Source organism: Pseudomonas sp. OE 28.3, assembly GCF_014268205.2.
GTDB classification, from domain to species: Bacteria; Pseudomonadota; Gammaproteobacteria; order Pseudomonadales; family Pseudomonadaceae; genus Aquipseudomonas; species Aquipseudomonas edaphica.
Genome location: NZ_CP077082.1, coordinates 5,954,315 through 5,972,955, shown reverse-complemented (window position 1 = coordinate 5,972,955; position 18,641 = coordinate 5,954,315). Strand labels below are relative to the sequence as shown.

Annotated in this window: 18 protein-coding genes; 13 read left to right on the top strand and 5 right to left on the bottom strand. The window is 58.8% G+C overall.

What is annotated here, in order from left to right:
- Positions 1–27 precede the first annotated feature (27 nt).
- The 6 genes from HU759_RS26810 (at position 28) to HU759_RS26785 (ending at position 8,451) form a co-directional block, all read left to right on the top strand.
- Positions 28–3,234: a hypothetical protein gene (locus tag HU759_RS26810; RefSeq protein ID WP_170038066.1), complete on the top strand. Its 3,207-nt coding sequence runs from the start codon at positions 28–30 to the stop codon at positions 3,232–3,234.
- A 276-nt stretch (positions 3,235–3,510) separates the two neighbouring features.
- Positions 3,511–4,497, top strand: a complete 987-nt coding sequence (locus tag HU759_RS26805) for a hypothetical protein (RefSeq protein WP_170038068.1) — start codon at positions 3,511–3,513, stop codon at positions 4,495–4,497.
- 487 nt (positions 4,498–4,984) lie between these two features.
- The gene (locus HU759_RS26800) at positions 4,985–6,085 is read left to right on the top strand and encodes a hypothetical protein (RefSeq protein WP_225933012.1); all 1,101 of its coding nucleotides are present in this window, start codon (positions 4,985–4,987) and stop codon (positions 6,083–6,085) included.
- Between the two features lie 113 nt (positions 6,086–6,198).
- Positions 6,199–7,548, top strand: a complete 1,350-nt coding sequence (mpl, locus tag HU759_RS26795) for a UDP-N-acetylmuramate:L-alanyl-gamma-D-glutamyl-meso-diaminopimelate ligase (RefSeq protein WP_017136037.1) — start codon at positions 6,199–6,201, stop codon at positions 7,546–7,548.
- Complete coding sequence (gene ubiX / locus HU759_RS26790; RefSeq protein WP_017136038.1) at positions 7,545–8,174, top strand: flavin prenyltransferase UbiX; 630 nt, start codon at positions 7,545–7,547, stop codon at positions 8,172–8,174. Before mpl ends, ubiX begins: the two co-directional genes overlap by 4 nt.
- Positions 8,167–8,451, top strand: a complete 285-nt coding sequence (locus tag HU759_RS26785; RefSeq protein WP_170038070.1) for a YceK/YidQ family lipoprotein — start codon at positions 8,167–8,169, stop codon at positions 8,449–8,451. Before ubiX ends, HU759_RS26785 begins: the two co-directional genes overlap by 8 nt.
- Before the next feature lie 114 nt (positions 8,452–8,565).
- Here HU759_RS26785 and HU759_RS26780 read toward each other — a convergent pair whose 3' ends face one another.
- The 3 genes from HU759_RS26780 to HU759_RS26770 all read right to left on the bottom strand — a co-directional run bounded on the left by HU759_RS26780 (position 8,566) and on the right by HU759_RS26770 (position 11,516).
- Entirely contained in the window at positions 8,566–9,207 is a 642-nt protein-coding gene (locus HU759_RS26780) for an oxidoreductase (RefSeq protein ID WP_017136040.1), read from the bottom strand.
- A gap of 29 nt (positions 9,208–9,236) precedes the next feature.
- Positions 9,237–10,955 carry a C13 family peptidase gene (locus tag HU759_RS26775; protein WP_017136041.1) on the bottom strand — a complete coding sequence of 573 codons (1,719 nt, stop codon included), beginning with the start codon at positions 10,953–10,955 and terminating at the stop codon, positions 9,237–9,239.
- A gap of 105 nt (positions 10,956–11,060) precedes the next feature.
- Complete coding sequence (locus tag HU759_RS26770; protein WP_099547585.1) at positions 11,061–11,516, bottom strand: MaoC family dehydratase; 456 nt, start codon at positions 11,514–11,516, stop codon at positions 11,061–11,063.
- Positions 11,517–11,682: 166 nt separating this feature from the next.
- On the opposite strand from HU759_RS26770, the gene HU759_RS26765 reads away from it, so the two are divergent.
- From HU759_RS26765 to HU759_RS26755, 3 genes are read left to right on the top strand one after another with little or no spacing between them, the layout of a single operon-like run.
- Positions 11,683–12,036, top strand: coding sequence for a CidA/LrgA family protein (locus HU759_RS26765; protein ID WP_017136042.1), 354 nt, complete (start codon positions 11,683–11,685; stop codon positions 12,034–12,036).
- Entirely contained in the window at positions 12,033–12,749 is a 717-nt protein-coding gene (locus HU759_RS26760; RefSeq protein ID WP_017136043.1) for an LrgB family protein, read from the top strand. The genes HU759_RS26765 and HU759_RS26760 overlap by 4 nt, the downstream gene beginning before the upstream one ends.
- Before the next feature lie 21 nt (positions 12,750–12,770).
- Positions 12,771–13,364 carry an LON peptidase substrate-binding domain-containing protein gene (locus HU759_RS26755; protein ID WP_017136044.1) on the top strand — a complete coding sequence of 198 codons (594 nt, stop codon included), beginning with the start codon at positions 12,771–12,773 and terminating at the stop codon, positions 13,362–13,364.
- Here the strand turns inward: HU759_RS26755 and HU759_RS26750 are convergent.
- Both HU759_RS26750 and HU759_RS26745 read right to left on the bottom strand, forming a co-directional pair.
- Complete coding sequence (locus HU759_RS26750; RefSeq protein ID WP_017136045.1) at positions 13,358–14,674, bottom strand: bifunctional DedA family/phosphatase PAP2 family protein; 1,317 nt, start codon at positions 14,672–14,674, stop codon at positions 13,358–13,360. The two genes, HU759_RS26755 and HU759_RS26750, sit on opposite strands and share 7 nt — an antisense overlap.
- A 155-nt stretch (positions 14,675–14,829) precedes the next feature.
- Entirely contained in the window at positions 14,830–15,513 is a 684-nt protein-coding gene (locus tag HU759_RS26745; RefSeq protein WP_099547586.1) for a DNA-3-methyladenine glycosylase, read from the bottom strand.
- Between the two features lie 174 nt (positions 15,514–15,687).
- Here HU759_RS26745 and HU759_RS26740 point away from each other — a divergent pair, with 174 nt between their 5' ends.
- From HU759_RS26740 to rlmH, 4 genes are all read left to right on the top strand, one after another.
- On the top strand, positions 15,688–16,953 hold the full coding sequence (locus tag HU759_RS26740) for a glutamate-5-semialdehyde dehydrogenase (protein WP_099547587.1): 1,266 nt from the start codon (positions 15,688–15,690) through the stop codon (positions 16,951–16,953).
- Positions 16,953–17,597 carry a nicotinate-nucleotide adenylyltransferase gene (gene nadD, locus HU759_RS26735; RefSeq protein ID WP_017136048.1) on the top strand — a complete coding sequence of 215 codons (645 nt, stop codon included), beginning with the start codon at positions 16,953–16,955 and terminating at the stop codon, positions 17,595–17,597. The genes HU759_RS26740 and nadD overlap by 1 nt, the downstream gene beginning before the upstream one ends.
- Positions 17,598–17,666: 69 nt before the next feature.
- Complete coding sequence (gene rsfS / locus HU759_RS26730) at positions 17,667–18,161, top strand: ribosome silencing factor (RefSeq protein ID WP_003215432.1); 495 nt, start codon at positions 17,667–17,669, stop codon at positions 18,159–18,161.
- A 9-nt stretch (positions 18,162–18,170) separates the two neighbouring features.
- Positions 18,171–18,638, top strand: coding sequence for a 23S rRNA (pseudouridine(1915)-N(3))-methyltransferase RlmH (gene rlmH, locus HU759_RS26725; RefSeq protein WP_003176297.1), 468 nt, complete (start codon positions 18,171–18,173; stop codon positions 18,636–18,638).
- Positions 18,639–18,641 lie beyond the last annotated feature (3 nt).

Below are 18,641 nucleotides of genomic sequence, written 5' to 3'. Positions count from 1 at the left end.
TGTTTTTATTCGGGTTTGGGTGTGGAAATGACAAATATTGAAGCAGTGAAAGTATCACCCATCTTATTCAGTACAGGGGCCGATGAGCCTCCTGCGGCTGGCGCCAGGGTTAGCACCGATAAAGCACATGATGAACGCAACACGGATGCTCAGGTGCCTGACACCCCCGAAACCCGGGCGGTGGCTGACGCTCAGTTGGCGAGGCCCTACGCGTTAGCATTAGCGACGCGCTCCTTTCACACCTCAATGGGGCCAATGGATGTTCAAGTGCCTGCGCAGTCCACACTCGGTCGTTGGCGGACCCAATTGGACGACGCCTTTAAAAGCCGGGGGTTTTTATCGTGGGCGAAAGAACAGGGCCTTGATAGCAAAAGCCTCAAAGTGGATCCGTTCGCCGGGGAATTGACGGGAATTGTAAATGGCAAGATCCACACTTTTTCCTTAGAAGACAATTCGGGTTGGTCGGACATCTCCAGGGTGCTGTTGTCGATTGCCAGGGTGATCGCTCCAAAGCCTGGGCAGGCGTTCAGTTATCCTTGGCCGGACGGTAAGGTGCCGCTGTACACGGTGGGTCGATTTTACGCAGAACCTATCGATCTCTCCCCTTCGCAAGCCGCCGCGCATCGAGAGAAACTGAGGGCCGGGTCAGCGTTTGAGTTCGCACCTGTGGGTCATGCGTCCCAGCGATCTGTCGAGGCGTTAGTGGAGCAGGGCAAGGCGCTGGGTGATGACGCTAATCGTCATGCACTTATCGCGGCGCTGAACGCCCAGGTAGACGATGCTGAAGGGAAAATAGATCTGAATAACGTTATGGTCCCGATTGACCGACGTTCAAGTTTATTTATCGAGGAGCAGCGCCGGGAGATAAGTGTTGCTCAGATGCTCGAAAATAAGGGGCATAAGCTACCTGGCAACCGTGCGCAGGCGCTTGGCTTGGCGAACGCACTCTCCTTTGACCTTGCCCATCGGATGCCTGGGGCCGACGGTGGGGGCGTCAGGCATATTGCTGGACTGCTGAATAAAACCGCGTTGCGCAAGATGAAGGCGGTAGTGGAACCGTGGAAGTTGAAACATGCAAGCCCGGCTGCTGATTCTCACGCAGGAGCCGGCAGTTTTATACGTAGCCTGATGAACAGGCCTGGGGCGCCTGCCCAGAAGATGATTCTGGACAATCCCTCATTGGCATTGGACCAGCTCATTCGGACGCCCGATGCACAGACGTTGGGCCTGGACATACAAAAAAGAATCAGCTCAGCAGAGTCGCCGACCGGTGCGATTGAGGCATTGACTGCGGCGCTCTTGCAGGACCTTGATCCTAACCCGGATAAGTCATGCTTCAACGTGGCGGGTTATAACCTCTATCAACGCGACAATATGGGGGCTAGCGCTTCTGAGATTGTTAAACGTTTTACGACTTATCTTGAAACTAAGCTGGGCGCGGATGTGGCCCCTCTTGCTGCGCAGCTATTACTGTCCGCCGTCGCCCCTGAACTCAAAGTAAAAAATATTCCTCCCGAACTGGTTTTTGGGTCTTATACGTGGACTGAATTTTCTATAGCGGTTGCACTGGTAGAGCAGGAAGATCGCGGCGGCGCATCGGGAAACATGACGTTTCGTCAAATAGTGAACTATGCCGATGTGCAACTTAATCTCCTTGAGGATGAGGACGCGTTAGCAAGCATGTCGATCAATCCGCTTAGGGCGTGGGGGGTCGCTAACAAGGTGATAAAATACAGCCCCGACGGTCGATATACGCCCGAGGAGGTTGAGCAATCACAGCGCGTGTTAAAGAAGCAGAAAAGGGAACTGGAATGGGCACGCACTGAGTTATTGAAGCCGCCACCGACGCGGGAGTCGGAGGCGCTGTCTGAGTTCAAACGGGTGTACCCGGATGTTGATCCGACGAAGACAACCTTATGCAGTGTCATGGATAGCCGTTATATCGTATCGCCACTTGATGTCTATATGACGAAGCCTTTTGAGCCAGACAGGTGGAAGTCACGTGATGAAAAGGAGTTGCCTTGGACGCAGATGAAGTCTCGCTTTTCTGAGCTTGATAACAATATCGGCCAAACGTTTGCTGAGAAGTTTGAGGGCTATAAAAAGACTCAGGCCGCGGGGTGGGCTATTCAGTTCAAATATCAGGCGTCTTTGCTGTCTATGGCTGAACAGGAGCGTATAAGTCAATCAACTGTAACGTTCATGCGAGTGTCTCGTCCTTTTTTGGGCACAGAGGAAACGAACAACCTACAGCTTTACCCCGGACGCCAACCCCGAAAGCCCACTCCACACGAACTCAAAGAGTTGGAAGGGGGGCAAGGCTTGCTTATGAAAGTTGAGGGCGGGCAGGGGGCGGTTGAGTACTTTAGTTATTTTCCAGCCCTGGGAAAAATTGTTAAGGAAAAGGGAGTGCCGGCAGAGCAGCCAAACTTTGACGATCGCAGGTATTTTTCTCCGGGTTACGAGGCACGAGTCCCTGGCACGTACAATGTGTTTACAGAATTTGCCACCAATAATGAGCGTGATTCGCCTGATGTAATCGGTGAAGCAAGAACGCCGTATTTTTCTCAACGAAACGGTTCGCTGGGTGCCGCGGTGGGTGATTTTTTTACCAAGGATTATGATTATTTAAAAACAAAGCTTTTCGGTGAAACGAGGATTGAAAAGAACACCAGAGCTAATCAAGCTGTCAACAATTTTCTCCTTTCGCTTATTCCCTTCTATGATGGTATTAAAGATGCGATCGACGGCAATGTTGCCGGCGCAGCTTTTAATATCGGGTTCGATTTTTTAGGGTTTTTTCTCCCCGGGGCGAGTGCCGCGAATAGGGCCTTGAAGCTTGGTAAGTCAGCAGGCAAGGTGCTCAAACGGTCTTTTTTTGCAGGGGTCGGTGCTTCTGTGGGGGTTACCGATATCGTTGATCTGCCAAAAAACTTTAAACGGGGGATAGTCGCCTTAGGTAAGGATTTAAAGACGGTACGCAAACATTCAGATGAGGTGCTTGCTCGACTGAAAGGGAATTACAGATTTTATGAGGTGACAGGAAGTTACAAGGAGGGTGATATTGTCAAGGGCTTCTATCAGGTGGAGTCGGACGGTGTAAGCAGGCCAGTAGTTGCGCTATTTAAAAAGGGCGCTTGGTATGCATACAGTACTGTTACCAATACACCCTTTGGCCCTCAGTTAGCACAGTTTGGAGTGCTGAATGCACTGACGCCTTCGGATAAACCATAATGGTTTTAACGGGCGCGGCTTAGCGAAAAAGTCGCCGCGCCCGTCTGAGTTGTTAATAAGTTCGCGTTTGGTTGAGTCGTCGGGCTGCGATTTTTAGTATCCGTGCGGCTGACGCACTGTGCCTGTGTGCCTGGATCGTTTTTGCCGACGTTGTTGTAGGTCAGTGGCGGGTGCGTATTTTTTTATAGCCTGGAACTGTATGAGGTATTTGTGTCACCTAATGGCTGAAGGAAATGGATGGCTTTCTAATTAAAACTAATTATTAGGCAGAACGTTATGATATTTGCAAATGCAGTTGAACGGCCATTGGTATGCTCAAAGATTTCGAATTTTTTCAGTGGCGGATGGACCAGAAGCGAGCCGCCTAGCCCTGTAAGAACACCTGATGCTCCCAAGATAGAGGGCGCGGCAGCGGCCAAACCCGCAGACGGTAGCAATAACGGTTTTGATCAGGGGTTCATTGATAAACAAGTGACATCCCTCGAAGGTCCGGGGCACGCCAGTGGCCAACGACAGCCGGGGCAGGCCACTGATACAAATGCCACTGCTTCGCAAGTGGCTGACTATAGAGAAGCGAACAGGAAAAAGTGGCAAACGCAAAAAGATGCTGAAGCCCGTGACAAGTTGTTCGCTCAGCCCACACCGGGTCGAGTCGATGGGCAAGAGGTTCCACCGTTCTCTTCTCGAGCGCTTGAGGAAAATGCAGCGGATTTAAGCAAAGCCTCAGGGGCGGAGTCCAAATTTGAGCTGGGTAAGGCGTATAAAAATGCACTGGTGACGTCATCGATTACTTTGCCAGTTACGATAGTTGCTTTTGTGACCATCGGAACTATCAATGAAACTATTAAGCCTCACCTCAGTGCAACCCCCGTTGCTGAGGGTGCCCCCGTTGCTGAGGGTGTCACCGTTGCTGAGGGCGCCCCCGTTGATGAAGGAAAGCTCGTCGATCGTAAGCAGACAAGTGTATTTCAAGTGGCCAATACCTTAGCCAATCTGCGGGGCGAAGGGCATGTTGGGCCATCGGACAAATGGGCAGCGCAAACCGATGAGGAACGTTTGGATTCTCTCGATGCAATACTTGACTATTGCGAGCCCGAACTGGTTAAGGATGCACAAAAGTACGGCGTTAAGTTTCAACCTGCTACCTCGGGCGGTGATAGCGACGATATAAAGACCCGCACAGCTGTCATCGATTCCAGGCTGGCGGCCCTGACGGCACTGTTCGGTGTCTTAAAGGGGAAAGTATCGGGCAGTGCCAACTAGTAGGCCGGCGCGTGTCACGGGTCAGGCGATTGGCGGGAACGAGGTCGACGCTGCGCTGAACGCCTGCACTCTGATTGACCTGCACTCTAATTAAAGAGTGCGGGCTTTTCTTGCGGGTGAAGTAATTTTTTATGACGTGCTTATGTGAGTGCTTCCGGTTTCTGCTGATCTTGCGCATAGCGCTATCGGCGCTGATTGATTGGCATAGAGAAGTGCTGGGCCGGGATGAACACGTTCATCGCGTACGAAAGTGCGCTGCAGCGCCGGCCTGAGCGGCTGTGCAAGTCTAAAAAGATAGCTCGAACAGCAAGGTAGGTGGGAACGCTTAAAGTGTCGAGTTTAACGCTGTGCTTCATCCGTGAGACGGCTTTGTCTTACAGGGCGTGTTGGCAGGCTCTGGCTGGAACTGTACTGGGTGGGGTGCCCACTCATTCAGGGCAACTGCTTAGAGTGTTTTCATACAATAACAATCACGCTGGTGAACACTATGAACATTATTCCTTCAATGGCCACTTTCATTGCTTCACACCCTGTATCCGTCGACCAGCCTGCTGCGCAGCTCGAGTCGTATAAAGGCGATCCTGCTGATTGGCCTTTGTCGCAAACCAAGGGGGCCATCGAGAGCAAAAACCTCAAGTGGGGAGGTGGAAGGGGGCCGAGGCCTCCATCTCCACCACCTGCTCCTGCTCCTGGGCCGCCGCCGCTACCACCGCGCCCACGTCCGCCCGTGCCGCCCAAGCCGAAACCAGATCCTAAACCCGCGCCGCCGAGCAAGCCCGGGCCTGCACCCAAGCCCCAGGGCGGTGGGTTCAAGGACGCGGGGAGCACTGTCATGCAGATCAATAAAATCAAGGCCAATGACGAGTTGATGATGGCCAATTTGCGCAAGCAGGCGCCTATCAGTGTGGCGGAGGCTGCCAAGCGAGTTTTTGATGCCGACAGACTGGTCAAGGCCGGTGTGATTGATACCGGGCCAAGCGCCCTGCGCGTTGCTCGTGATGCGGCTATCAGTGCCGGTATCACCGGGATGGTCAGCGCGCCGATCAACGTAGCAGCCTATGCAGGCTCCGTGGCCGCCGGAGAGCGGATCAAGTCTTCTTACGCCCCTGGTGTATTGCCGCCACCGTTTTTGCCCGGCGCCAGCAGCCCGCCCAAAAAAGGTGACGCTGCCGAGCACGTTGATTCGACGCCCGATTCGACAGCCGATTCGGCAGGCACGATTGACCAGCGCCTGGATGATTTCGAGATAAAGCTGTTGGGCATGGGCTCCACCGTCATGATTCTGTTGGGCGAGAACAACCGTGTATTTACCAAGAGTGAACGTTGGCCAACCGATAACGACGCACGCTTAAGCAACCTGGAAAAGATACTCAGGTTCTCTGAGCAACAATTGAAGAAGATCACCCGGCAGAACGGAATTATTTTTAAACCATATAAACCCGGCGAACCCATACCTGCCGATGCAGAAGGGCGTCTTGACCTGATCGACAAGAAGTTCAAGCGCATGGACGAGGCCTATGAAAACCTGCGTTTGCTCGCTGCTTTGAAAGCCAGTCAGCGCAAAACTCAAGCACCCGCCATCGCTTGAGGATGGCACTATCGAGCGAAATGCCAGACGCATTTCGCTCGCCCGCTGACCGTTTAAAAGGTGCGATTTCCTACTCCCTGCGCTAACCTGCCTCGATGTTTACGAGGTCAACTATGCACATTCATATTCTGGGTATCTGCGGCACATTCATGGGTTCGATGGCGGTCCTGGCCAAAGAGTTGGGCCATCACGTTACTGGCTCCGACGCCAACGTTTATCCGCCCATGAGCACGCAGCTTCAGGCCCAGGGTATTGAGCTGACCCAAGGTTACGACCCCTCACAGTTCGACCCGGTCCCGGATCTGGTGGTGATCGGTAACGCCATGTCACGTGGTAACCCGGCGGTCGAATATGTACTCAACAAGGGCTTGCCCTATGTCTCCGGCCCGCAATGGCTGGCCGACCATGTGCTGCAAGGCCGCTGGGTTCTTGCTGTGGCGGGCACCCATGGCAAGACCACCACCAGCAGCATGCTGGCCTGGGTGCTTGAGCATGCGGGCATGAGCCCGGGTTTCCTGATCGGCGGTGTGCCGCAGAACTTCTCGGTGTCGGCGCGTTTGGGCGATACGCCGTTTTTTGTGATTGAGGCCGATGAATACGACAGCGCCTTCTTCGACAAACGCTCCAAGTTCGTCCATTACCGCCCGCGCACCGCGATCCTCAACAATCTTGAGTTCGACCACGCGGACATTTTCCCTGATCTGGCCGCCATTGAGCGCCAGTTCCACCATTTGGTGCGCACCATCCCCAGCGAAGGCCTGGTCATTCACCCGACCACCGAGCCGGCCCTGCAGCGCGTGATCGACATGGGCTGCTGGACGCCGGTGCAAACCACCGGCGCGGGCGGGCAGTGGCAGGTCAAGTTGCTCAGCGAAGACGGCTCGCGCTTTGAAGTGCTGTTCGAGGGTGAGGCCCAAGGCGTCGTCGAATGGGACATGACCGGTCAACATAACGTCGCCAACGCCTTGGTCACCCTGGCGGCCGCACGGCATGTGGGCGTGGTGCCTTCCATGGGCATCGCCGCCTTGAGCGCGTTCAAGAGCGTGAAACGCCGTATGGAAAAAGTCGCTGATGTGAACGGGATTACCATCTACGACGACTTTGCCCACCACCCAACAGCCATTGCGACCACGCTGGATGGCCTGCGCAAGCGCGTCGGTGATGCCAATATCATTGCCATTATTGAGCCGCGCTCCAATTCCATGAAACTCGGCGCGCACCGCGATGGTTTGCCGGAAAGCGTCAACGACGCCGACCAGGTGGTTTGGTACGCCCCGACTAACCTCGGCTGGGACCTGCCGGCGATTGCGGCGCTGTGCACGGTGCCTTCCATCGTGTGCGACTCCATTGAAGCGATCATCGAACACGTCAAACATCAAGCCAAGCCCGGCACCCATGTGGTGGTCATGAGCAACGGCGGTTTCGGTGGCCTGCACGGCAAGCTGGCCGAGGCGCTCAAATGAGTGGCCCGGAACGCATTACCCTGGCGATGACCGGCGCGTCCGGTGCGCCTTACGGCCTGCGCTTGCTGGACTGCCTGGTGCGCGAAGACCGCGAGGTGCACTTCCTGATTTCCAAGGCCGCGCAACTGGTGCTGGCCACCGAGACGGATGTGCAACTGCCGGCCAAGGTGCAGATGATGCAAGCCTTCCTCACCGAGTACACCGGCGCGGCTGCCGGGCAGATCAAGGTGTACGGTAAAGAAGACTGGATGTCGCCGGTAGCGTCCGGCTCCGGTGCGCCGGCGGCGATGGTGGTAGTGCCGTGCTCCACCGGCACCTTGTCGGCGATTGCCACGGGCGCCTGCAACAATCTGATCGAGCGGGCGGCTGACGTTACCCTGAAGGAGCGCCGCCAGTTGATCCTGGTGCCGCGCGAGGCGCCGTATTCGAGTATTCACCTGGAGCACATGCTCAAGCTGTCGAACATGGGCGTGACCATCTTGCCGGCCTCGCCAGGGTTTTATCACCAGCCGCAAACCATCGATGACCTGGTGGACTTTGTAGTGGCGCGCATTCTCAACCTGCTGAACATTCCCCAGGACATGCTGCCACGTTGGGGCGAGCACCATTTGAGCAGCGATGAATAAGGCGCTGCTGGTAATGTTGGCGCTGCAACTGACAGGCTGCGCCACGGCGCGCACGCTGGATGCCGCGCAACCCGGGGCGCCGGTGGTGTATGCCGGCACGCGGCTGGATGTGTATGCGATCAATGGCGGCTGTTGCGCCAAGGATCGATTTGGCGCTGAGGCGCCGAGCTATCCGCATATCGACCTGCCGGCCAGTGCGGTGCTCGACACCTTGCTGTTGCCGCTGTCGTTATTGACGGTGTTGGGTGTGGGGTTTAACGCAACGGGCGGGCTTTAGTGTTGCGTTGAGTGTGCGGGCCCCATCGCGGGCAAGCCCGGCTCCCACAGGGGAATGCCTTCCAAAGGTGGGAGCTGGCTTGCCTGCGATGGGGCCCGCACAGGCGCTGCTAGATCATTTGCCGAGCTTGCGCAACTCATCCGACTCCACCACCCGCACGCCATCCTGCTCTTCCAGCGCCAGGCGCCACATGGCGCGGGCCAGTTCGCAGACTTCGATACCGTGGTATTTGCCCGGAATCAACCGCGATAACGGCCCGGCGATTTTCTCGGCCAGGCGCGATTCCAAGCGTTCCCCCAGCAGCAACGAAGGCCGTACGATGGTCAGTTGCGGCCAGTCCTGAGCCTTGAGCGCTTGCTCCATTTCGCCTTTGACGCGGTTGTAGAAAATCGAGGACTTCGGGTCGGCGCCAATCGCGCTGATCACGATCAGGTGCCGAGCGCCCATCTCCCGTGCGCGCTTGGCGAAGGCCACCACCATGTCCAGGTCGACCGCACGGAAGGCTTCTTCTGAACCGGCTTTTTTAATCGTGGTGCCCAGGCAGCAGAAGGCGATATCAACCTGGCCGCTCAGTTGCGGCAGGAACACCGCCGGGTCACCCACCGGGTTTTCCAGGTGTGGGTGCTCGGCCAACGGCTTGCGGCTAGGTGCCAGTACGCGGGTCACCGTGGGTTCGTTGAGCAGGCGGTCGAGCAGGTGTTCGCCGGTCAGGCCGGAGGCGCCGGCGAGCAGGATATGCTGAGGTGTCAGGTACATGGTGTTTCCCCCTTGTTACACGTTACAGCTTAGTTGCCTTTGGCTTCCTTGCTATTCATTGAGACGCTTTCGAGCGCCTTTCGTGCCTGCTGTTTACGTAACAATTGCCAGTGGGCGATCACGCCTTTGGGCGCCCAGATCTGCGGTTCAGAGGCTTCGAAGTTGTCCGCCTGTTCACGCTCGGCCACGTGCAGCTGCGCCAGTTTGAAGGCTTGTTGCAAATCGTCGGTCTGGTTGAAGGCCTGGGCGAACAGGGCGTCGCCGAAGTAGGTGAAGTCCGCTTCCTCGGAGCAACCGAAAGACACGCGATCCGCGCGCGAGGCGGTCATGATCAGCGTGTGCTCGTCCTTCAGGGCCGGGATAAACCCACCGGAGTAGCAGGCGGAAATCACGATGATCTTGTCGCGGTCCTTGAGCGGCGCAAGCACGGCGGCCAGCTCATCGGCGGGCAGGTCGGCCAGCTCCATGCGCGGCTGGTCGAGCACCAGTTCATGTTCGTGGGTGCCGTGGCTGGTCATGTAGATAAACACCAGGTCTTGCGGCCCGGTGCGTTCGGCCAGGGTTTGCACAGCGCGGCGCAGGCTTTCGCGGGTGGCCAGCGGGCGGTCGGCGATGTGGTCGCGGTGGTTGACCAGACGAATCTGCCCGCGCGCACCGAAGCGCGTGGCGAGCATGTTGCTGACGTAATCGGCTTCGCGCAGGAACACGCTTTGTTTGCCATCGCCGGCCAATACCAGGGTGTACAGCTCGACGGCAGGCGTGGAGGGTGGCACGGCGGCAAGGGCGGCATCGAGCAAGCGGCCTTGGGCCAGTATGCCGACCTCCAGTGGGTCGGGCAGCAACTTGCCGTCGGCATCGCGCACGCGCATGCCGTTGACCCAAGTGCCGGCCTGCACAGTGCCGTCGGTGAGTACCAGGGTGCCTTTGCCCTGGTAGCTGTCGCTGTCGAAACCGCCGACATAGAAACTGCCGTCGGTGAGGTTCAGACGGCCTTCGCCGCTGAAGCGCCATTCGCTGAACTGGCCCACGTAGTGGCTGCCGTCCACACCGATCAACTCGCCTTTGCCGCTGAGCGCGCCTTCCTTGAACTGGCCGATCCACACGTCGCCGTCGGCGTTTTCATAACGGCCCTTGCCGTTGAGCTGGTTCTGTTTGAACTGGCCGACATAGATATCGCCGTCGGCACTGTTGAAGGTGCCATTGCCTTCAAGCTGGCCATCGACAAAACGACCACTGAACTGGTTGCCACTGTCGTCGTTGCGCTGGCCTTCGCCATTGGGTTTGCCGTGCACGAACTGGCCCTGGTACTGGCTGCCGTCGGCCAATTCCAGGCGGCCAAGGCCGGAATATTGATCGTTTTTGAATTCGCCGCGATAGGTCATCTGCCCCTCTTTGAGGGTGCCTTCGCCGTTGCGTCGCCCATTCTTGAAACCGCCGACGTAGCTGCTGCCCGCCGTGGTCAGGCTGCCTTGGCCATCGAACAGGCCTTGCTGGAACTGGCCTTTATAGACCTCGCCGTTGCTGCCATGCCATTCGCCCTGGCCGTGCCACTGGCCTTTGTCGAACTGGCCGGCGTACCAACTGCCATTGGGGTAGTCCACGCGGCCCTGGCCTTGCAGCAAACCGTTGACCACATCACCCCGGTAACGGCCGCCGTCGGGCAGGCGCGCATCGGGCGGCAACAGCGATTCGCCGTCTCCGCAAGCGGTGAGCAACAGGGCAAGGGCAAGGGGAGCGAGTGGGCGCATAGCGGGATCCGGATAATTGAGCGCCGAGTATGCCGCAGCTGCGAGATTCATACATAAATTTACATACACTGTGGCAAGGTTTATTGCCTCGCCACAGGCCCGGCCTTACACGAAGCAGAGTGACAGCGACTCGGCGATGTAAGCAGGTTTTTCCTGGCCTTCGATTTCCAGGGTGGCGGTGGCCTTAAATAGCCATTGGCCAGGTTTTTTCTCGGTCACGTCGGTGAGGGTGACGTTCAGGCGGACTTTGGAATTAACCTTTACCGGCTGGATAAAACGCACGCTGTCCAGCCCATAGTTGACCGCCATCTTCAGGCCTTCGGGCATGATCAGGATGTCTTCCATGAGCTTGGGCATCAACGACAGCGACAGGAAACCGTGGGCGATGGTGCTGCCGAACGGGGTCTTGGCGGCCTTGATCGGGTCAACGTGGATGAACTGATGATCGCCGGTGGCTTCTGCGAACAGGTTGATGCGCGCCTGGTCGATGGTGAGCCATTCGGAACGTCCCAGTTCCTTGCCGACATAATCTTTGAGCTGCGCTACAGGTACATAGGGCATTGCGACTCTCCTTGGTTCATCGATTCTGTTTTTTATGAGTTACAGAGAACCAATGTAGATCATCATGGGCAACCCACCCGGTCAACCCACCATGCTTTTGGCGAATGCCGAAGCATATGGCGGGCGTGCTTATAATGCGTCCCAGCTTTAGAGGGGGGAGAGAGCGATGCTGTTACGGGGCCTGACCTGGCTGGTGCTGTTTCAATTGATCGGCACCGCGATCAACCATTTGCTGTTGCCGGTGCTGCCGGGGCCGATTATTGGCTTGCTGCTGATGCTGGGTTTTTTGATCTGGCGCGGTGAAGTCGGCGAGCCCCTGAGCCTGGCTGCCAGCAGCCTGTTACGTTACTTGCCGTTGCTGCTGGTGCCGCCGGCGGTGGGCGTGATGGTCTACGCCAAGGACATTGCCGCCGATTTCTGGGCCATCATCGGCGCGCTCGTTTTGTCGCTGGTGATCGCCATGGGTTTTGTCGGCGTGCTGATGCAGCGCATGGTCAAGCGCAAGGAGCGCGATCAATGATCGGCGACTGGCAGGGCGCGTGGGCTGCGGTTATTCATCATCCGTTGTTCGGCATCGGCATCACCCTCGGCGCCTATCAACTGGTGCTGGCGGCATTCGAGAAAACCCGCTGGGTCTTCCTGCAGCCGGTGCTGGTGTCCATGCTGCTGGTGATCGGCGTGCTGCTCAGTTGCGGCCTGACCTACGTCGAGTACCGCAAGAGCACCGAGATCATGGGCATCCTGCTCGGTCCGGCGACGGTGGCTTTGGCGGTGCCGCTGTTCTTGAACCTGCGACGGATTCGTCAATTGTTCTGGCCGATTTTTACTACGCTGGTGATAGGCGGGGTGGTGGCCACCGGCTTGTGTGTGCTGCTGGGCTGGTGGTTCGGCGCCGAACACATGATGCTGATGACCATGGCGCCCAAGTCGGTGACCTCGCCGATTGCCATGCTGGTGGCTGAGCAGATCGGTGGTGTGGCTGCGCTGGCGGCGGTGTTTGTGCTGATCACCGGGGTGATCGGCGCGATGATCGGCCCGGCGTACCTGTCGCGCCTCGGTGTGCACAGCCCCGAGGCGCGTGGCATGGCGCTGGGCATGACCGCCCACGCCGTCGGCACCTCGGTGGCCTTGCAGGAAAGTGAAGAGTGCGGCGCCTTCGCGGCGTTGGCCATGAGTCTGATGGGCGTGGGCACGGCGGTTTTCCTGCCGTTGGCCGTGTCGGTGATCGTTTAAACCAGGTTTAAGGAAACCTTTATGAGTCTGGCGCTGTTCCCGCTCAATACCGTGCTGTTCCCTGGCTGCACCCTCGACTTGCAACTGTTCGAGGCGCGCTACCTGGACATGATCAGCCGCTGCATGAAAAAGGGCGAAAGCTTTGGTGTGGTGTGCATCCTCGACGGGAAGGAAGTCGGCATGGCCCCGGACGGCTACGCGCTGATCGGTTGTGAAGCGTTGATCCGCGATTTTAAACAGCAGGACAACGGCCTGCTGGGGATTCGCGTCGAAGGTGGCCGCCGCTTCCGCGTGCGCGACGCCGGCGTGCAGAAGGATCAGTTGCTGGTGGCCGAGGTGCAATGGCTCGAGGAACTGCCCGACCAGCCTTTGGAAGAAGAGGACGCCGACCTGCTGGCGTTGCTCCAGGCCCTGGCCGAGCACCCGATGGTGGCGTCGCTGGACATGGACGCGCATGCCGAGGGCCAGCAAGCCTTGGGCAATCAGCTGGCGTATCTGCTGCCGTTCACCGAGGCCGACAAGATCGACCTGCTGCAACTCGATGACCCGCAGCAGCGCCTGGATGCGATCCAGATGCTGCTCGACGAGTTGCAGGGCGAACTGTTCACTCAGTAGGCGTAGCGCAACAGGGCGTGGGGTGTGCCGGTGAGGGCGATAAAGCTCAGCACCGCCACCAGCACCGGGAGCAGCAGCCACCAGGTTTTCTGCGGCATGGCCGGCAGCGGGCTTCGATACTGGATGACGGCCAGGCTGAAGGCGCACACCGTCATCGCCAGCAGCGTGCCGGCCAGTATGTCCGTGGGCCAATGCGCGCCCAGGTAAACCCGTGACAGCGCAATAAAAGCGGCGGGAATACAGCCCAGCAACATCCAGGTCAGGCGCAGGCGCGTGGGTTGCCCGCGCCCGGCCAGCACCGCCAGTGCGAGAAAGAACGCAAAGGCGCCGGAGGCGTGGCCGCTGGGCATGCTGAAACTGGTCAGTGGTTCTGTGAGGATTTCCGGGCGGCCACGGGCGAAAAACAGCTTGGTGCCCGTGTTGATCACCGCCGCCCCCGCCAACGTAGCACCGACGAACACGGCATGCCGCCATTGCCGCGCCACCAGCAGCAGGCCAGTGAAAATCGCGCTGGCGATAAACATCTTCCTGAATTCACCCAGTTGGGTAATCCGCACCATCACCTCGTCCAGCCACGGGCTGCGATGCTCCTGGACCAAAGCACTGAGGCCCTGGTCGAAGTGGTTAAGGTGGGGATAGCCGATAAACAGGGCGATCAACAAAGTCAGGCTGGCGCAACCGACCCACAAGGTGGCACGACGATGGCCGCGCAGGCTGCTGTTCAAGCTCAGCCCCAGCAACACCGCGATACACCCGGCGACAATCCCGGCTTCCAGCCAGAAACCTTCCGGCAGCGGCAGGCGGAAGGCGGCGCCAGTGGCCCAGCCTGGCAGCAGGTAGGCCACCGACCAGCCGGCGGCGGCCACAATGCTTACGGCGGCAAAACGCGGGAACGGCATGTCGCACATGCCCGCCACCATCGGCAGCATGGGGCGCAGCGGGCCGATGAAACGCCCGACCAGCAGGCTGGCGATGCCGTACTTGTGGAAGTAGGTTTCGGCGCCGTTCATCCATTCCGGATGGTGGCGTAAACCGGGCAGGCGGCGGATGTTCTGATGGAAGTGTCGGCCCAGGTAGTAGGAAACGCCGTCGCCCAGTAAGCCGCCGAGAAAGCCCAGCAGCAAGGTTTCACTCAACGACAGCGCACCGCTGCCGGCCAGGGCCGCAATGGCAAACAGCAAGACGGTGCCTGGCACGATCAGACCGGCGATGGCCAGGCATTCAACGCACGCGACGATAAATACCGCCACCGCCAGCCATTCGGGGTTCAGTGTGAGCCAGCCGGTAATGCTATCGAGCCATTGGCCCATAAAACTTCACTCCATTTATGTCGGCAGTGGCGATCAACTGTGGGAGCTGGCTTGCCTGCGATGGCGGTGTGTCAGTCACCTCGAGAGTGAATGTTCAACCGCTATCGCAGGCAAGCCAGCTCCCACATTCGATCTGCTGGGCTGCTTCTGTCTGTTCAAATCAAAAAATAATCACGGCCTTCGACCTGGCCCCGGCGCAGCGGGTTCCGGGTGCAATACGGTGCATAACCCGCATCCACGAAGCGGTACATCAGGTGTTCATCGCGCCCGCTGGGGATGCCCAGGCGGGTGGTCTGGATGATTTGCGTCGGGGTTTGGCCCACGTCTTCAACAAACAGCAGTTCCTGATCGAAGCGCTTGGCGTCCCACATCGGCACTTTCAGGCCCAGGGCTTTGCACAGCAGCGTTTGGCCGGCGCAAAGTTTTTGCGAGGGGCGTGGGTGGCCATTGGCGTCCGGGTTGTTGAGCAGCATCTGCGCCAGGCTCGCCGGGCCGGACAGCTCATCGACCCACGGATAAGCCGATTTGATCAGCACCGCATTGCCGGGGCCGTGAGCGCTGAAGTTCAGTGAATCGCCGCCACGGGCGTAGTACATGTAGATGTGCCCACCATCCAGAAACAAAGCCTTACGCTTTTCTGTGTAACCGAGTGAGGCATGGCTGCCTTTTTCGGCCACGTAATAGGCTTCGGTTTCGATAATTCGCGCCGAAAGCCAGGTTTCACCGACGCGGTGGCGGATGACTTTGCCGAGCAATTCGCGCGCAAGTATTTGCGCGTCACGGTCGAAGAAGCTGTCGGGCAGGGCGCTGGCGGGCAGTTGGGGGGCAAAACTGGACATGGCGGTAAGGGTTAATACGGCTAAATGTGACCGAATAATAACAACTCCCACCTTAATTACCGCTGAACCCCAAGTTTTTACAGTTCATTTCGACCATCCGCCCCTCACCGCTGTCAGTCGGGCGGCGTCACAGCTATAATCTGCCGCTTTCCTCTTTGCCAAGACTCCCTGACCATGACTGAGTCCGTTCTTGACTACATGACCCGCCTGGGTCGCGCTGCCCGGCAGGCCTCGCGGTTGATCGCCCGTGCGAGCACTGCGCAGAAGAACCGTGCCTTGCTGGCTGCCGCCGATGCTCTGGATGCTTCGCGCTCCGAGCTGGCCGCCGCCAACGAACTGGACCTGGCCAACGGCCGCGCCAATGGCCTGGAGCCGGCCCTGCTGGACCGTCTGGCGCTGACCCCGGCACGTATCGACGACATGATCGAAGGCCTGCGTCAGGTGGCCAAGCTGCCTGACCCCATCGGTGAAATCCGCGATATGCGCTACCTGCCCTCCGGCATTCAGGTCGGCAAGATGCGCGTGCCGCTGGGCGTGATCGGCATCATCTATGAGTCGCGCCCGAACGTGACCATCGACGCCGCGAGCCTGTGCCTCAAGTCGGGCAACGCCACCATCCTGCGTGGCGGTTCCGAGGCCATTCATTCCAACCGCGCCATTGCTGTGTGCATCCAGCAAGGCCTGGCCGTGGCCGAGCTGCCGGCTGAAGTGGTGCAGGTGGTGGAAACCACCGACCGCGCCGCCGTAGGCGCGTTGATCACCATGCCGGAATTCGTCGACGTGATCGTGCCGCGTGGTGGCAAGAGCCTGATCGAACGCGTCAGCCGTGATGCCAAGGTGCCGGTAATCAAGCACCTGGACGGCGTGTGCCATGTGTACATCGACATCGCGGCCGACCTCGACAAGGCGATCCGCATCGCCGACAACGCCAAGACCCACCGCTACGCGCCATGCAACACCATGGAAACCCTGCTGGTACACGCTGGCATTGCCGAGCGCGTGCTGCCGCCGCTGGCTGCCATCTACCGTGACAAGGGCGTGGAACTGCGTGGCTGCGAACGTACCCGTGCACTGCTGGGCGCGGACGTGATCGAAGCGACTGAAGACGACTGGTACACCGAGTACACGGCGCCGATCCTGTCGATCCGCATCGTTGATGGCCTGGACCAGGCCATCGAACACATCAATAAATACGGCTCCAAGCACACCGACGCTATTGTTTCCGAGCATTTCAGCGATGCCCGGCGTTTCCTCACCGAAGTGGATTCCGCCTCGGTGATGATCAACGCCTCGACGCGTTTTGCCGATGGCTTCGAGTATGGCCTGGGGGCGGAGATCGGCATTTCCACCGACAAGCTCCACGCACGCGGCCCGGTTGGCCTGGAAGGCCTGACCAGCGAGAAGTACGTGGTGTTCGGCGACGGTCATGTGCGCACTTGATGGGTAAACGCATCGGGCTGCTCGGCGGCACCTTCGACCCCGTGCACATCGGCCATTTGCGCAGTGCCCTGGAAGTCGCGGATGCCCTCGCGCTGGATGAGTTACGCGTGATGCCTAACGCGCGGCCACCCCATCGCGATATGCCGCAGGTGTCTGCGCAGCAACGCCTGGAGATGGTGCGCCTGGCTGTAGAAGGTATACCGCCGCTGGTGGTGGACGACCGCGAACTCAAACGCGATAAACCGTCCTACACTGTCGACACCCTGGAACTGATGCGCGCCGAGTTGGCCGCAGATGACCAGTTGTTTCTGCTTTTGGGCTGGGACGCATTTTGCGGCCTGCCCTCTTGGCATCGCTGGGAGGAACTCCTCCAGCATTGCCACATCCTGGTTTTGCAACGCCCGGATGCCGACAGCGAACCGCCGGATGCCTTGCGCAACCTGCTGGCCGCGCGGTCGGTAAGTGACCCCTTGGCCCTGACCGGGCCGAACGGGAATATTGCATTCGTCTGGCAGACCCCGCTTGCGGTGTCCGCCACCCAGATCCGTCAACTGCTGGCCAGCGGGAAGTCGGTACGTTTCCTGGTGCCTGACGCGGTCCTGGCCTACATCGATGCGCACGGGCTTTACCGTGCGTCGAACTGAAAAGGCGCGCTTGATCGCACGAACATTCGTGCAGCGGGCGCCCGAACATACGAGCAAAACGAGTTTTATATGACGAACAAAGACGTAAGCAAAGTTAAGCGCAAAGGCACTTTCAAAAGCGCCCCGCTGCCAGTAGAAGCGCACACCGGCCCTGAGCTGGCTGGCGAAGAGCTGGTAAAAGTCGCCGTGGCTGCCCTGGAAGACGTTAAAGCCCAGGACATCCAGGTGCTGGACGTGCGCGACAAGCAAAGCATCACCGACTTCATGATCATTGCTACCGGTACTTCCAACCGCCAGATCGGCGCGATGCTCGACAAGGTTCGCGAAGCCGTCAAAGCCCAAGGCGTCAAGCCACTGGGTGAAGAAGGCAAGGGCGACAGCGACTGGGTACTGCTGGACATGGACGACGTGATCGTTCACATGATGACCAGCAACGCCCGCCAGTTCTACGACCTGGAGCGTCTGTGGAAAGGCGCCGAGCAGAGCCGTGCGGCTGATGGCAAGCACCACAGCCCGGAAGTGGGCCATGCACACTTCGACAAGCTCAACAAAGACCAGGAATAAGGAACGGCTGTGCGCCTGCGTCTGATCGCTGTCGGTTCACGCATGCCCAAGTGGGTGGAAGAAGGCTGGCACGAGTATGCCAAGCGTCTGCCCGCTGAGCTGTCGCTGGAGCTGGTGGAAATACCGCTCAACACCCGGGGCAAGAATGCCGACGTGGCGCGCTTTATCCGTCAGGAAGGCGAAGCCATGCTGGCCAAGGTCGGCCCCAACGAGCGCATCGTCACCCTCGAGGTGCACGGCAAGCCCTGGAGCACCGAGCAGTTGGCGGTGGAACTGGACCGCTGGCGCCTGGACTCGCGTACCGTCAACTTCATGGTCGGCGGCCCGGAAGGGCTGGCGCCGGAAGTCTGCGCGCGGGCGGACCAGCGCTGGTCGCTGTCGGCACTCACGTTGCCGCACCCGTTGGTAAGGATTCTGATCGGTGAACAGCTGTATCGCGCCTGGACAGTTCTGTCCGGGCACCCTTACCACAAATAATCT